Origin of the sequence: Niallia sp. FSL W8-0951 (genome assembly GCF_038006525.1) — a bacterium.
GTDB classification, from domain to species: domain Bacteria; phylum Bacillota; class Bacilli; order Bacillales; family Cytobacillaceae; genus Niallia; species Niallia circulans.
In genome coordinates this window covers 2,730,933-2,745,239 of sequence record NZ_JBBOVK010000001.1, presented here as the reverse complement: position 1 = coordinate 2,745,239, position 14,307 = coordinate 2,730,933, and the positions used below count along the sequence as shown (strand labels likewise).

At 36.1% G+C, this 14,307-nt stretch carries 15 protein-coding genes and 1 riboswitch; all 15 genes read left to right on the top strand.

What is annotated here, in order from left to right; all coding sequences use genetic code 11:
* The first annotated feature begins 24 nt into the window (after positions 1–24).
* The 15 genes from NSS71_RS13750 (at position 25) to NSS71_RS13680 (ending at position 14,281) form a co-directional block, all read left to right on the top strand.
* A complete protein-coding gene (locus NSS71_RS13750; RefSeq protein ID WP_047942279.1) occupies positions 25–1,779 on the top strand; it encodes an acyl-CoA dehydrogenase family protein in 1,755 nt (584 codons plus the stop codon).
* 253 nt (positions 1,780–2,032) lie between these two features.
* Positions 2,033–2,389, top strand: a complete 357-nt coding sequence (locus NSS71_RS13745) for an arsenate reductase family protein (protein ID WP_047942278.1) — start codon at positions 2,033–2,035, stop codon at positions 2,387–2,389.
* 67 nt (positions 2,390–2,456) lie between these two features.
* Complete coding sequence (gcvH, locus tag NSS71_RS13740; RefSeq protein ID WP_047942277.1) at positions 2,457–2,840, top strand: glycine cleavage system protein GcvH; 384 nt, start codon at positions 2,457–2,459, stop codon at positions 2,838–2,840.
* A gap of 229 nt (positions 2,841–3,069) precedes the next feature.
* Positions 3,070–3,423: a toprim domain-containing protein gene (locus tag NSS71_RS13735; RefSeq protein ID WP_082138325.1), complete on the top strand. Its 354-nt coding sequence runs from the start codon at positions 3,070–3,072 to the stop codon at positions 3,421–3,423.
* A complete protein-coding gene (locus NSS71_RS13730; RefSeq protein ID WP_144581279.1) occupies positions 3,420–3,731 on the top strand; it encodes a thioredoxin family protein in 312 nt (103 codons plus the stop codon). Before NSS71_RS13735 ends, NSS71_RS13730 begins: the two co-directional genes overlap by 4 nt.
* A 194-nt stretch (positions 3,732–3,925) precedes the next feature.
* Complete coding sequence (locus NSS71_RS13725) at positions 3,926–4,276, top strand: alkyl sulfatase C-terminal domain-containing protein (protein ID WP_172866040.1); 351 nt, start codon at positions 3,926–3,928, stop codon at positions 4,274–4,276.
* Positions 4,277–4,538: 262 nt separating this feature from the next.
* A riboswitch (SAM riboswitch) is annotated at positions 4,539–4,644 on the top strand.
* Positions 4,645–4,791: 147 nt separating this feature from the next.
* Entirely contained in the window at positions 4,792–5,814 is a 1,023-nt protein-coding gene (locus tag NSS71_RS13720; protein ID WP_047942273.1) for a methionine ABC transporter ATP-binding protein, read from the top strand.
* Positions 5,811–6,479, top strand: coding sequence for a methionine ABC transporter permease (locus tag NSS71_RS13715; protein ID WP_047942272.1), 669 nt, complete (start codon positions 5,811–5,813; stop codon positions 6,477–6,479). The genes NSS71_RS13720 and NSS71_RS13715 overlap by 4 nt, the downstream gene beginning before the upstream one ends.
* A 12-nt stretch (positions 6,480–6,491) precedes the next feature.
* Complete coding sequence (locus NSS71_RS13710) at positions 6,492–7,340, top strand: MetQ/NlpA family ABC transporter substrate-binding protein (RefSeq protein WP_047942271.1); 849 nt, start codon at positions 6,492–6,494, stop codon at positions 7,338–7,340.
* 491 nt (positions 7,341–7,831) lie between these two features.
* Positions 7,832–8,626: a Fe-S cluster assembly ATPase SufC gene (sufC, locus tag NSS71_RS13705; protein ID WP_047942270.1), complete on the top strand. Its 795-nt coding sequence runs from the start codon at positions 7,832–7,834 to the stop codon at positions 8,624–8,626.
* Positions 8,627–8,645: 19 nt separating this feature from the next.
* Positions 8,646–9,953, top strand: coding sequence for a Fe-S cluster assembly protein SufD (gene sufD / locus NSS71_RS13700; protein WP_047942268.1), 1,308 nt, complete (start codon positions 8,646–8,648; stop codon positions 9,951–9,953).
* The gene (locus tag NSS71_RS13695; protein WP_095320547.1) at positions 9,953–11,182 is read left to right on the top strand and encodes a cysteine desulfurase; all 1,230 of its coding nucleotides are present in this window, start codon (positions 9,953–9,955) and stop codon (positions 11,180–11,182) included. Before sufD ends, NSS71_RS13695 begins: the two co-directional genes overlap by 1 nt.
* The gene (gene sufU / locus NSS71_RS13690) at positions 11,172–11,609 is read left to right on the top strand and encodes a Fe-S cluster assembly sulfur transfer protein SufU (protein ID WP_047942265.1); all 438 of its coding nucleotides are present in this window, start codon (positions 11,172–11,174) and stop codon (positions 11,607–11,609) included. The genes NSS71_RS13695 and sufU overlap by 11 nt, the downstream gene beginning before the upstream one ends.
* A gap of 39 nt (positions 11,610–11,648) precedes the next feature.
* The gene (gene sufB, locus NSS71_RS13685) at positions 11,649–13,046 is read left to right on the top strand and encodes a Fe-S cluster assembly protein SufB (protein ID WP_047942264.1); all 1,398 of its coding nucleotides are present in this window, start codon (positions 11,649–11,651) and stop codon (positions 13,044–13,046) included.
* Positions 13,047–13,276: 230 nt separating this feature from the next.
* A complete protein-coding gene (locus NSS71_RS13680; RefSeq protein WP_095320561.1) occupies positions 13,277–14,281 on the top strand; it encodes an ROK family transcriptional regulator in 1,005 nt (334 codons plus the stop codon).
* Positions 14,282–14,307: the final 26 nt, after the last annotated feature.

Genomic DNA, 14,307 nt, shown 5'->3' with positions numbered 1-14,307 from the left:
GAAGAAAGGAAGGATAGGATTACTATGCAAAAGGGTGGAAGTTTTTTAACGGAACAGGTCACCACAGACGCAATTTTTACTCCAGAGGATTTTACAGAAGAGCATCAAATGATTGCAGAAATGACAAGTGAGTTTGTTCAGAAAAAAGTACTACCTCATTTGGCGGAGATGGAAAATCACCAATTTACAATAACAAAACAGCTGATGGAAGAGGCAGGGAATCTGGGTCTGTTAAGTTCAGATATTCCAGAACCGTATGGCGGTTTGGGTTTAGATAAAATCAGCACAGCCATTATTTCTGAAAGAATGTCTGTTGCAGGGGGATTTTCTGTAACCCATGGGGCTCATATAGGGATTGGTTCATTACCAATTGTTTTATTTGGAAATAAGAAGCAGAAGGAAAAATATTTACCGGATTTAGCCGTTGGTAAAAAAATCGCCTCCTATGCGTTAACGGAACCTTCAGCAGGATCGGATGCTCTTAGTATAAAAACAACTGCAGTCTTAAATAAGGAAGGCACGCACTATTCCCTTACTGGCGAAAAACAGTGGATTACTAATTCAGGAATTGCAGATGTCTTTATCGTCTATGCAAAAGTAAACTCAGAACATTTTACTGCGTTTATTGTAGAAAAAGACTTTCCAGGTGTTTCAATAGGGAAAGAAGAAAATAAATTAGGAATCAAGAGCTCTTCCACCTGCGCCGTTCGTTTTGATCATGTCGATGTACCAGTGGAAAACGTGCTAGGAGAGATCGGAAAAGGCCATTTAATCGCACTAAATATTTTAAATATTGGTCGCTATAAGCTTGGTCTGGGAGCAATTGGTGCTAGTAAAGAAGCATTAAAAAAGACGATTGCTTATACGGATAAGCGGATGCAATTCTCGGCTCCATTATCTCATTTTCCGCTTACGCTTGAAAAGTATGCAACAATGGCAGCATATATTTACGCGGCAGAAAGTAGTGTCTATCGTACAGCAGGATTACTGTCCTCAGCCATGGATGGAGTAGATGCAGATATAGAATGGACACTAATGGCGAAAATCATAAATGAATATGTTATAGAGTGCAGCTTAAATAAAATTTTTGCCTCGGAAGTATTAGATATGGTAGTAGATGAATGTGTGCAGCTCCATGGTGGCAATGGATTTATGGAAGATTATGATATTGCTAGAATGTATCGCGATTCGCGTATCAACCGCATTTTTGAAGGAACAAATGAAATTAATCGCTTATTAATTCCTCCTACCTTAGCTAAAAAGAGTTTAAAAGGAGAAATCCCATTGTTGGCACTAGCCAAAATGACGGAAAAGGAAATGCTCTCCTTCCTACCGAAAGAGCCGGATGATAAGCTGCTATCCCAAGAAAAAATGCTTCTTTCCAATACTAGAAAAATCAGTTATCTGCTATTTGGAATGATGTTGAAAAAATATAAAGAAAAATTGGAAGAGCAGCAAGAGATTATGGTCAATCTAGCAAATATTTTTAATGCTGTATTTGCAATGGATTCTTGTATTTTAAGAACAGAAAAGGCAATGGGGAAAAATGGGCAAGAAGAAAAACAAAAATTATTATATACCGAAATATATTGCCAAGAGGCCTTTCAACAAGTAATCACAGAGGCAATAGACACGTTAGCATATATGCTGAGCGGTGATGAACTAAGATTAGCACTATCTGTATTAAAGAAATATACAAGATACACACCAAAGCCAATCATTGCAAGGAAAAGAGAGGCTGCTAAACATTTATTAACAGCTGGAGAGTATCTTGGGTAAGGCGTAATCATAAATAGTCAAACAGGTTCTTCTGGAATAAACGAATCAGAAGAACCCTCTTTTTAGTCAATCGATTGAGGGATTCATCTAGTTTGATTCTGTCGTAATCTATCCTGCTTAAAGAAATAGCTGAAAAATGCAAGAAAGGAAATAACAGTTGGCACAAGTGGGCACTGATTGAAGTTTTACTTTATATCAAATTGTGATAATATTTAGTTGAATGTTTCAAAATACATAGATTATGGGTGATGGAATGAAAGTTACTTTTTATTGGTATCCAAAATGCTCAACTTGTCGCAAGGCGAAAAAGTGGCTGGATGAAAATCATGTGTCATATGAAGAAGTACATATTGTGGACAATCCTCCTTCTCGTGCGTTATTAGAGGATTTGTATAAAAAAAGTGGCCTTGAATTAAAGAAATTCTTCAATACTTCAGGTCAGAAATACAGAGATCTTGGATTAAAGGATAAAATAAAGGAAGCGTCGGATGAGGAATTACTAGATTTGCTTGCTTCTGATGGCATGTTAATTAAACGCCCTTTAACTACAGATGGAAATAAAGTAACATTAGGCTTTAAAGAAGAGATGTTTAAAGAAAGTTGGGCTTAAGCGACCTGCTTTTTTTAATAGTAACTCTGTTTAACAGAGTAAAAATGATAAATACGGAGGGGTTATAATGGCAGTACCAAAGGATTTGCGATATTCAAAAGAACATGAATGGGTAAAAGTTGAAGGAGATAACGCACGTGTAGGGATTACATATTTTGCACAATCTGAATTAGGCGATATCGTATTTGTTGAACTACCAGAAGTAGGCGATGAAGTAACAGCAAATGAACCTTTTGGAAGTGTAGAATCTGTTAAGACAGTTTCTGAATTATATGCTCCTATCAGCGGAAAAGTAGTTGAAGTAAATGAAGAGCTTAGTGACAATCCAGAATTTGTGAACGAATCTCCTTATGAAAAAGCATGGATGGTTGTTATTGAGCCAAGTGATAAAGCGGATATTGACGCGCTTATGTCAGCAGAGCAGTATGAAGAAATGACAAATGAAGGCTAATTTAATGTAGAGACCGGGATAAAGATATTTCAACCACCTATTAATCCAAACAAGTATACGGAGATGCTAATAAAAATTTTCGTATACTTGTTTGGTTTTTTTAATTTTTAGGAGAATATAAAGGGGCGATATGTCTTTCCTATCACCGATATATACCAGAAAACCTACTTCTTTCTCTTCCTGTTTGAATATGTTAAAGTAAATGAAATAACTCCTTTAGGTGATCAATATGAAAAAAGTAATCATTGTTGAAGGCAAATCAGACAAACAAAAAGTAGAGAAGATTGTGCGTGAACCAGTCGATATTATTTGTACGAATGGAACAATTGGAGTTTCAAAGCTGGATGAATTACTAGACGAGCTAATGGATAAAGATGTGTATATCTTAGTGGATGCAGATAAGTCAGGAGATAAGATAAGAAAACAGTTTAAACGAGAACTTCCTGAAGCAGAATTCCTTTATATAGATCGCAAATATAAAGAAGTTGCTGCCTCTCCTGAATGTCACTTAGCAACCCTATTATTACAAGCTGATATTGAGATTGAAGCAAAATATTTAGATACAAGGATGAATGGATTATGATAGATTGGAACCTCGATCAATGGGAGAAACAAGTAAAGGATAGAGATGCTGCCTTTCTTTACTTGTATACTCCTCTTTGCGGTACGTGTATGGTTGCGTCAAAAATGTTGACAGTATTGCATACAATGAAGCCAGAGTTGAATTTAGGAAAAATGGATTTAAATTATGCCCCCGGTTTAGCAGCAAAATATGAGGTAGAAAGTGTTCCCTGTCTAGTTATTATGGAAAAGGGGGAGTTAAAAGAAAAAGTATATCGCTTTGAATCAGTCCCTCATTTAGTAGAAGTTATCCATAACTATATAAAATAAGCAGGACATGGACATTTTCATGAAAGGGTTATATTAGAGTGCCAATTCCATTAAACGGATGCTGCCCTTAAAAAGCTAGCATGGTTAAAAGCATCAATCGCCTTTTTTATAAAGATTACTTTTAAAAAAGGTTTTTTTCTGCTGCTGCAAGAATAAGTAATATAAGATTGTTCGGCAGAAAGTAGGAGATGCTTTTGCAGGATTGGATGAAATATTTTGTAGAAAAGCTGAATCGGAAAGAATCGTTAAAACCATTATTACGAAACGCTTCGCTTTCCTTAGTGTTAACATGTCAAAATGAATCCTATTATATGGAGCTTAAGAACAATCGCTTTTCATGGAGAAGGATGAAGGATGATGATAATCCAGATATATGGTTAACGGGGGATATGACTAGTATTAGCCTCGTTATGGAAGGCGAGTTTCTTCTTAGAGAAGCAAAAAAGAATGGATCTATTCAATTAGAAGGCTCCTTAAGGAAAATCCTCTTACTTGAATCTTTGTTTTTCTTAAGCCGTTCACGTTCAGTTCCCCACACTGGATAATAGTTTTGATGTTTACCTGGAATCCGCCTTTGCTAACAAAAAGTGAAGGTATTTCGGGTTATTTTTTTTGAAAGAATTTTTCCCCATATTGGTTTTAAATCCAAGCTTTCTCATTGAATTAATTATGTCAGAAAATCTAACTTATTTTAATTGAAAATTCAGAAAATAAATTATGTTAAAAAAGGTGTTGACAGTCATTTCGGGAAATGGTAAATTACATCTATCATATTAACGATTTTTACATTTCATATAAATAACGAAACTCTTATCAAGAGAGGTGGAGGGATGTGCCCTATGAAACCCGGCAACCGTCAGTATACTGAAACGGTGCCAATTCACACAAAGCGTCATGCTTTGATAGATGAGAGAAAGGGATATTAATCATAATAAAAACCTTTCTGCTCTTCTTGCAGAAAGGTTTTTTTGTTATCTGGAATGATATGATATGCTTTGTTAAAAACTATTTAAATATAGTGATCGATAGAGTGATTTTAAATAAGAAGTAGGTGAATACATTGATTAATGTAAACTCAGTAAAAAAAGTATACTCCTCTAGAAGTGGGAAGGTCACTGCGGTTGATCACGTGGATTTAACCATCGATTCAGGAGAGATATTTGGAATAATCGGATATAGTGGTGCAGGTAAAAGTACATTAATCAGAATGCTGAACGGATTGGAGATTCCTACTGCTGGAAGTGTGTCGGTTGCAGGTCACGAAGTTTCTAAAATAAAAGGAAGCAAACTTCGTAAGGCGAGACAAGAAATCAGTATGATATTTCAACATTTTAATCTGCTATGGTCAAGAACCGTAAAAGAAAATATTGCTTTTCCTTTAGAAATAGCGGGAGTAAAAAAATCAGCAAGAGACAAGAAGGTATTAGAACTCATCAAACTGGTTGGATTAGAAGGACGAGAAGATGCTTATCCTTCTCAATTAAGTGGTGGGCAGAAACAGCGGGTTGGGATTGCAAGAGCACTTGCTAGTGATCCGAAAGTACTTCTCTGTGATGAAGCAACCTCAGCATTGGATCCACAAACAACAGATGCCATCTTAGATTTATTAGTGGACATTAATAAACGTCTTGGTCTTACTATTGTGTTGATTACCCATGAAATGCACGTTATTCGCAAGATTTGTCATCGAGTGGCAGTGATGGAAGACGGGAAGGTAGTAGAAACAGGACCAGTGATTGATGTATTTAAGCAGCCAAAGAAAGAAATTACGAAACGTTTTGTTCAACAAGTAATTGAACCAGAAGAGGCGAAGGATACGATTGAACACTTAATAGCGCAATATAAAACAGGCAGTATTGTCATGCTGGGATTTGTCGGCGAAAGTGCTGAACAGCCTGTAATCACCAATCTCATTCGAACTTTTGCTGTTTCTGTGAATATCATTCAAGGGAAAATTTCCCCGACACAGCATGGATCCTATGGAACATTATATATTCATTTAGATGGAGAGAAACAAGAAATAGAAAAAGCTATTCAATATCTTCATGCGCAAGAAATTAGTGTGGAGGTGATTGAAGGATGATGGAAAGATTATTGCCAAATGTAGATTGGGAAATAATGTGGAATGCCACGAAAGAGACCCTATTTATGACTGGATTCTCGATTATTTTTACCTTTATACTTGGAATTATTCTTGGGATTACGCTGTTTTTAACCGATAAAGGGAATATGTGGAATAATGTATTTTTTAATAGAATCATCAGTGCAGTCGTGAATATTTTCCGTTCCATTCCTTTTATTATTTTATTAGTTCTATTAATCCCATTAACAACTTTACTAATCGGGACAATGATTGGACCGAAAGCGGCGCTGCCTTCTTTAATCATTGGCGCTGCTCCATTTTATGCAAGACTTGTGGAAATTGGCCTTCGAGAGGTGGATAAAGGTGTTATTGAAGCGGCAAAGTCAATGGGAGCAAAACCAACTACTATTATCTTTAAAGTTCTTTTGCCAGAATCTATGCCAGCACTTGTTTCAGGAATTACGGTTACTACAATTGCATTAGTAGGATCGACCGCAATGGCTGGAATAATTGGTGCCGGCGGTCTTGGGAATTTAGCCTATTTACAAGGATTTCAACGAGGTAATGGTGATGTGACACTTGTTTCAACTGTTATTATTTTAATCATTGTTTTTATCATCCAATTTATTGGTGATTTTATAACAAAAAAAATAGACAAAAGATAAGGAGAAAAACACATGAAAAAATTATGGTCTTTACTGATTGCATTAACATTTGTATTTGTGCTTGCGGCATGCGGCAGCTCTAATGATGATAGCAAGGAAAACGGCGCTTCTAACAGTGACAAAGAATCAACTAAATTAGTAGTAGGTGCTTCTAATGTACCACATGCTGAAATTTTGGAAAAAGCAAAACCAATTTTGAAGGAAAAAGGAATTAATTTAGAGATCGTTCCTTTCCAAGATTATGTATTGCCAAATAAAGCTTTAGAATCAAAAGAAATTGATGCAAACTATTTTCAACATATTCCATACTTAAACCAACAAATTAAAGAAAATGGTTATGATTTTGTAAATGCTGGTGGAATTCATATTGAGCCAATGGCTGTATTCTCTAAGAAATATAAGAGTTTAGATGAGCTTCCAGATGGAGCAACCATTATTTTTAGTAACTCTGTTGCTGAACATGGCCGTGTACTGTCTCTTTTAGAAAAAGGTGGATTAATTAAGCTTAAAGATGGAATTGATAAAGTAAATGCAAAGATTGAAGATATTGCGGAAAATCCGAAAAATGTTAAATTAAAAGCAGATTATGAGCCAGCGTTACTTCCACAAATTTTTAATAATAATGAAGGGGATGCAGTTGTTATTAATGCCAACTATGCATTAGATGCTGGCTTAAACCCTGTGAAAGATTCTATTGAAATCGAAGGAAGCGAATCTCCATATGCGAATATCATTACTGTTCGTAAAGGAGACGAAAATCGTGAAGATATTAAAACTTTAGTAGAAGTACTGCATTCTAAAGAAATTCAAGATTTCATTAATAAAGAGTATAAAGGTGCAGTTGTACCAGTTAGTGAATAATAAGTAAGAAGATGTTCCTATAAAAGATTAAACATATAGTATATATCCAATTGAGAATTAAGTTGATTCTATTAATAATGGATATAGCATGTGTAGAAGTCTTTATAGGAACATTTTTTATTTTTGTATGATCAAATAATATTTAGCGGAATCGTCTTCCAATAAGTACTAGGGCTAAATTTATTTCGTGTATAAATACTAAAACGAAACTATTCAAGTGAATATATTTTTGAGTCTATCGTTATCGTTTATGCCAGTGAATTGTTCGGGACCGTAATAAGGAGAGAAATTATTTTAAAGAAAGCAAACTCATGCGAAATTATAAGGAATCAAGCGTATTTATTTGTTTCATGCGAATTTTCCTTATTGAACGGGAAGCAATAGGTTGCTATCAGATTTTATTTGTTATAAGATTAGAATGATAATAAATTGATAATGAAGTTTCGACAATTTTGTGAACAAAACTTCTTTTTACTATGGAGGTATATAATATGAGTCAACCTAAATTAGTCATTAATGATTTACATGTTTCAATCGAAGAAAAAGAAATTATTAAAGGTCTTAACTTAGAAATAAAGGGTGGAGAAATTCACGCAATCATGGGGCCAAACGGAACGGGTAAATCAACATTATCTTCTGCAATCATGGGTCACCCAAAGTATGAAGTAACAAGCGGTGATGTAAGTCTTGATGACGAAGATGTATTAGAAATGGAAGTAGATGAGCGCGCGCGTGCAGGTCTATTTTTAGCTATGCAATACCCAAGTGAAATTAGTGGTGTAACAAATGCAGACTTCTTACGTTCTGCTTTAAACAGCCGTTTAGGTGAAGGGAATGAAATTTCTTTAATGAAATTTATCCGTAAAATGGATGATAACATGGAGTACCTAGAAATGGATCCAGATATGGCACAACGTTACCTAAATGAAGGCTTCTCTGGCGGGGAGAAGAAACGTAATGAAATTCTTCAATTAATGATGTTGAATCCAAAAATTGCGATCTTAGATGAAATCGATTCTGGTTTGGATATCGATGCATTGAAAGTTGTTTCAAAAGGAATTAACAAAATGCGTGAAGAGCGTAAAGAAGAGTTCGGCTGCTTAATTATCACTCACTACCAACGTTTATTAAACTACATTACTCCTGACTACGTTCATGTAATGATGCAAGGTCGTATTGTTAAATCTGGTGGACCTGAGCTTGCTCAACGCTTAGAAGCAGAAGGATATGACTGGATTAAAAAAGAGCTTGGTATTGAAGACGAAACTGTTGAACAAGAAGCGTAATTGTTAGGAGGATTGACCAATGACAACGGATATTAAATTACCATTTGACCAAGAGTATCTTTCCTCTTTTTCGAAAGATATGAATGAACCTTCTTGGCTGACAGAGCTGCGTGTAAATGCTTTACAACAAGCAGAGGCTCTTCCGATGCCAAGACCGGACAAAACAAATATTAAAAACTGGAACTTTACCCAATTTGAAAAGCATATTGTAAGCAGTGAAGATTTTTCAGATGTAAGTGATTTACCAGAACAAGTAAAAGCACTTATCGATTTAGAAAAAAATAAAACACTTTATATCCAAAGAAATAACCGTCCAACTTTTTTAGCTGTTTCTAATGAATTAAAAGAAAGCGGCGTAGTTTTCACTGATATTTTCACAGCCGCAAGAGAATACACTGACTTACTGCAAAAATACTTTATGAAAGATGCTGTAAAGATAGATGAGCATAAATTAACGGCTTTACATGCAGCCCTTTTAAATGGTGGAGTATTCTTATATGTTCCTAAAAACGTAGTAGTAGAAGAACCAATTCAATCCATTTTCTTACATGATGACAAGGAAGCGAACCTTTTTAACCATGTTATTGTAGTGGCTGAAGATAATAGCTCTGTTGTTTATGTAGAAAACTATGTTTCTACTGTGGATCCTGAAGAAGCAGTATTCAATATTGTGACAGAAGTAATAGCCAATGCAAATGCAAAAGTTCAATATGGTGCTGTTGATAATCTAGCGCATGGGGTTACTACGTATGTAAATCGCCGTGGTGTTGCAGGTCGTGATGCTAAAATAGAATGGGCATTAGGCTTCATGAATGACGGTAATACGATTTCTGATAATACAACATATTTGATGGGTGATGGCTCATATGGCGATACGAAGTCTGTAGTAGTTGGACGCGGCGATCAAAAACAAAACTTCACTACAAAAGTAGTTCATTACGGTAAGAGCTCTGAAGGCTATATCTTAAAGCATGGTGTAATGAAAGATAAAGCTTCTTCCATCTTTAACGGAATTGGTAAGATTGAACATGGTGCAACAAAAGCAAACGCTGAGCAAGAATCTCGTGTTCTAATGTTAAGCGAAAAGGCTAGAGGCGATGCGAATCCAATTCTATTAATTGATGAAGACGATGTAACGGCAGGACATGCAGCATCTGTTGGTAGAGTAGATCCTTTACAATTGTATTACTTAATGAGCCGTGGTATTCCACAACATGAAGCAGAAAGATTAGTTATTCATGGTTTCTTAGCTCCTGTAGTAGAACAATTGCCAATTGAAGGTGTGAAAAAGCAATTAGTTGAGGTAATTGAAAGGAAAGTAAGATAATGGATAGCAAACATATTCGTTCTTACTTCCCAATTTTAAACCAAGAAGTCAACGGACATCCATTGGTTTATCTTGATAGTGCAGCTACCTCTCAAAAGCCAGTCCAGGTAATTGAAACAATCGAGAACTACTATCGAGAATATAATTCCAATGTTCATCGTGGCGTTCATACCTTAGGCACAAGAGCGACAGATGCTTATGAAGGAGCAAGGGAAAAGGTAAGAAAGTTTATCTCTGCTTCTTCCATCGAGGAAATTATCTTTACTCGTGGTACGACAACTGCGCTGAATACAGTTGCACAAAGCTATGCGATGGAAAATGTAAAAGAGGGGGATGAAATAGTCATTACCCCGATGGAGCATCATAGTAATATTATTCCTTGGCAGCAAGTTGCCAAAAAAACAGGAGCAACACTTAAATATTTGCCGCTGCAAGCAGATGGAACAATTGCACTTGCCGATGTTGAAAATACAATCACGCCAGCAACAAAAGTAGTTTCCATTACCTATGTTTCAAATGTTCTGGGGGTTATCAATCCAATAAAGGAAATTGCGGCTATTGCTCATAAAAATGGAGCTGTACTCGTTGTAGATGCTGCACAAGGAGCTCCACATGTAAAAATCGATGTGCAAGATTTGGATTGTGATTTCCTTGGATTCTCTGGACATAAAATGTGTGGTCCAACAGGAATTGGGGTACTTTATGGAAAGAAACATCTTTTAGAAAATATGGAGCCAATTGAATTTGGTGGAGAAATGATTGATTTCGTCGGATTATATGAGTCGACTTGGAAAGAACTTCCGTGGAAGTTTGAAGCTGGAACGCCAATCATTGCAGGGGCAATCGGTTTAGGAGCAGCCATTGATTTTCTCGAAGAAATTGGCTTAGAGAATATAACCGAACATGAGCATAAATTAGCAGCATATGCAATGGAGAAATTGTCATCTATTAATGGTTTAACTATTTATGGACCGCAAAACGCAAATAACCGTGCTGGCGTGATCACCTTTAATATTGAAGATGTTCATCCACATGATGTTGCAACAGTATTAGATGCTGAAGGAATTGCCGTACGTGCAGGACATCACTGTGCACAACCATTAATGAAATGGCTAAATGTTTCTGCAACCGCTCGAGCAAGCTTTTATCTTTATAATTCAGAAGAAGATGTTGATAAGCTTGTGGAAGGGATTGGCAAGACAAAGGAGTATTTTAGCGATGTCTTTTAATAATTTAGATTCACTTTATAGAAGTGTAATTATGGATCATTATAAAAATCCCCGGAATAAAGGAGTTCTTGAAGGCAGTTTGACTGTCAATATGAATAACCCTACTTGCGGGGACCGTATCCTTCTTACAATGAAAATTGAAGATGGGATTGTCGCTGACACAAAATTCGATGGAGAAGGATGTTCCATAAGCATGTCTTCTGCATCCATGATGACACAAGCAATTAAAGGGAAAACAGTCGAACAAGCGTTAAAAATGTCTGAGTCATTCTCTGAAATGATTCAAGGTAAAGACTACGCTGATGATATGGACCTGGGGGATATTGAGGCACTTCAAGGTGTTAGTAAATTCCCAGCAAGAATTAAATGTGCAACATTAGCTTGGAAGGCTATGGAAAAAGGCGTAAATGAAGGATTAGATTCATAATTTACTACCAAGGTTGCATGTAGAATGGAGGAAAATGAAATGGCAAAAAAGATGCCCGATATTGGGGATTATAAATATGGATTTTCAGATAAAGACGTTTCTATCTTTCGTTCTAAACGTGGATTAACGAAAGAAATCGTTGAAGAAATTTCAAAAATGAAGGCTGAACCACAATGGATGCTAGACTTTCGTTTGAAAGCATTAGAGCATTTTTACAACATGCCAATGCCACAATGGGGCGGCGATCTCTCTGCTTTAAACTTTGATGAAATTACGTATTATGTAAAGCCATCAGAGAAAACAGAAAGATCTTGGGATGAAGTTCCAGATGAAATCAAACAAACATTTGATAAGCTTGGTATTCCAGAAGCTGAGCAAAAATACTTAGCAGGTGTATCTGCTCAGTATGAATCTGAGGTTGTTTATCATAATATGCAGGAAGATCTTGAGAAAATGGGAATTGTTTTCAAAGATACAGACTCTGCATTAAGAGAAAATGAAGATATTTTCCGTGAGCATTGGGCAACTGTTATTCCACCTACGGATAATAAGTTTGCTGCTTTAAACTCAGCTGTATGGTCTGGTGGATCTTTCATTTATGTTCCAAAAGGAATTAAAGTAGACACGCCATTACAAGCGTATTTCCGTATTAACTCCGAAAATATGGGTCAATTTGAAAGAACATTAATCATCGTGGATGAGGGTGCAAGTGTACATTATGTAGAAGGCTGTACAGCACCAGTTTATACAACGAACTCTCTTCACAGTGCCGTTGTTGAAATCATTATTAAAAAAGACGCATATTGCCGTTATACAACGATTCAAAACTGGGCAAACAATGTATACAATCTTGTAACAAAGCGTGCAGTTTGTGATGCTAATGCTACAATGGAATGGATCGATGGAAATATTGGTTCTAAATTAACGATGAAATACCCTGCTGTCATCTTAAGAGGTGAGGGAGCAAGAGGAATGACTTTATCTATCGCTCTTGCTGGTAAAGGACAACACCAAGATGCTGGAGCAAAAATGCTTCACTTAGCTCCAAATACATCTTCTACAATTGTTTCTAAGTCTATTTCGAAACAAGGCGGAAAAGTAACATACCGCGGTATCGTTCACTTTGGACGTAAAGCAGACGGTGCTCGTTCTAATATCGAATGCGATACGTTAATTATGGATAACAAGTCTACATCTGATACAATTCCATACAATGAAATTTTAAATGATAATATTTCATTAGAGCACGAAGCAAAAGTTTCAAAAGTATCAGAAGAACAATTATTCTACTTAATGAGTAGAGGTATTTCGGAAGAAGAGGCAACAGAAATGATCGTAATGGGCTTTATCGAGCCATTTACAAAAGAATTACCAATGGAATATGCAGTAGAGATGAACCGTCTGATCAAGTTCGAGATGGAAGGCTCTATCGGTTAATATATCCAGTAAAGAAGATGAACTATTGAGGTTCGTCTTCTTTTATTTTTATCAGGAAGAAAATATTTTAGCTGCATATGAACTATATTGCATTCCAAAAATTAGTGTGTTATATTAGCCTCAAGTACTTATTAAAGAAGTTTAATAAGTTTTATTTTGCTCACTTATTAAGTATCTTTAATAAGTTGGATGGAAAGGAGGGAAATAAAGTGGATGCGACGCCAAAATCTATGAAAAATATTATCCAGCAAAATATTCGTCAATTTCTTTTAGCAAATGGAAGTGCTACGAAGGTGGAGTTGAGTGATAAATTAGGAATTAGTTTCCCAACTATTAGCAAATTTACGGCGCAGATGGAAGAGAATGGAGAATTACAATCAGCAGGTTTAGATGATTCAAGTGGCGGCAGACGAGCGAAGCGGTATACATATAATCCTGAATATATGTTGGGGTTAGCTATTTTTTTAGAAAAGACCGAAACCAATTATATTGTGTTTAACTGCCTAGGCGAAGAAAAGGAGACTGGCAAAATTTCCAGTGCATTAAGGGATGACAATGTTAAATTACTGATCGAGTACGTGGAAGCGCTACAAACACAATATCCAAAGATTAGCTCTATCTCTATTGGGGTGCCTGGTTCGGTTGATAATGGTCGAATCATCTACAGTCCTGATTATGAATATCTTCACGATTTTGATTTAAAGGGATACTTAGAAAATTATTTTTCGATTCCAGTGGTCATTGAAAATGATATGAATGCAGCAGTATTAGGTTATCAAGATCGGCGGGAGAAAAAGAACGATAAATCACTTGTTTATCTCTATTCTGGCCAAAATGGTCCAGGAGCTGGAATTATCGTAAATGGAAAGATTGTAAGAGGGAGCACTAATTTCGCAGGGGAAGTATCTTTTGTTCCGCAATATAATAATCGAAACTTTGGTCAGACCTTTGCGAATGGAAAAGTATTCTTTTCAAAGGAAGATGAAATTGATGCCATAAGTAGACTAATCGCTTCCTTTGTGGCAATTATTAACCCGCATGCGGTTATTTTCTGTGATGATGAAGTCACAAAAACCACAATCAACCAAGTTAAGCAAAAAGGCTCCACCTATATTCCGGCAGAGCATCTCCCTGAATTTAGGGTGAGCGATTGGAAGCAAGATTATTTATATGGATTACAACGACTTGGACTCGAACTAATCATTAGAGGAATAAGTAGTAAAACAAATGAATAGTTTGCAAAACGCTTACAGAGTGGGGG

What these genes read in the sequence shown, in the direction of transcription:
- NSS71_RS13730 (WP_144581279.1), top strand. Translation starts at nt 3,420, where the DNA reads ATGATAGATTGGAACCTCGATCAATGGGAGAAACAAGTAAAGGATAGA.
- sufB (WP_047942264.1), top strand. Translation starts at nt 11,649, where the DNA reads ATGGCAAAAAAGATGCCCGATATTGGGGATTATAAATATGGATTTTCA.
- sufC (WP_047942270.1), top strand. Translation starts at nt 7,832, where the DNA reads ATGAGTCAACCTAAATTAGTCATTAATGATTTACATGTTTCAATCGAA.
- NSS71_RS13745 (WP_047942278.1), top strand. Translation starts at nt 2,033, where the DNA reads ATGAAAGTTACTTTTTATTGGTATCCAAAATGCTCAACTTGTCGCAAG.
- NSS71_RS13710 (WP_047942271.1), top strand. Translation starts at nt 6,492, where the DNA reads ATGAAAAAATTATGGTCTTTACTGATTGCATTAACATTTGTATTTGTG.
- NSS71_RS13750 (WP_047942279.1), top strand. Translation starts at nt 25, where the DNA reads ATGCAAAAGGGTGGAAGTTTTTTAACGGAACAGGTCACCACAGACGCA.
- NSS71_RS13680 (WP_095320561.1), top strand. Translation starts at nt 13,277, where the DNA reads ATGAAAAATATTATCCAGCAAAATATTCGTCAATTTCTTTTAGCAAAT.
- gcvH (WP_047942277.1), top strand. Translation starts at nt 2,457, where the DNA reads ATGGCAGTACCAAAGGATTTGCGATATTCAAAAGAACATGAATGGGTA.
- sufU (WP_047942265.1), top strand. Translation starts at nt 11,172, where the DNA reads ATGTCTTTTAATAATTTAGATTCACTTTATAGAAGTGTAATTATGGAT.
- NSS71_RS13715 (WP_047942272.1), top strand. Translation starts at nt 5,811, where the DNA reads ATGATGGAAAGATTATTGCCAAATGTAGATTGGGAAATAATGTGGAAT.
- sufD (WP_047942268.1), top strand. Translation starts at nt 8,646, where the DNA reads ATGACAACGGATATTAAATTACCATTTGACCAAGAGTATCTTTCCTCT.
- NSS71_RS13695 (WP_095320547.1), top strand. Translation starts at nt 9,953, where the DNA reads ATGGATAGCAAACATATTCGTTCTTACTTCCCAATTTTAAACCAAGAA.
- NSS71_RS13735 (WP_082138325.1), top strand. Translation starts at nt 3,070, where the DNA reads ATGAAAAAAGTAATCATTGTTGAAGGCAAATCAGACAAACAAAAAGTA.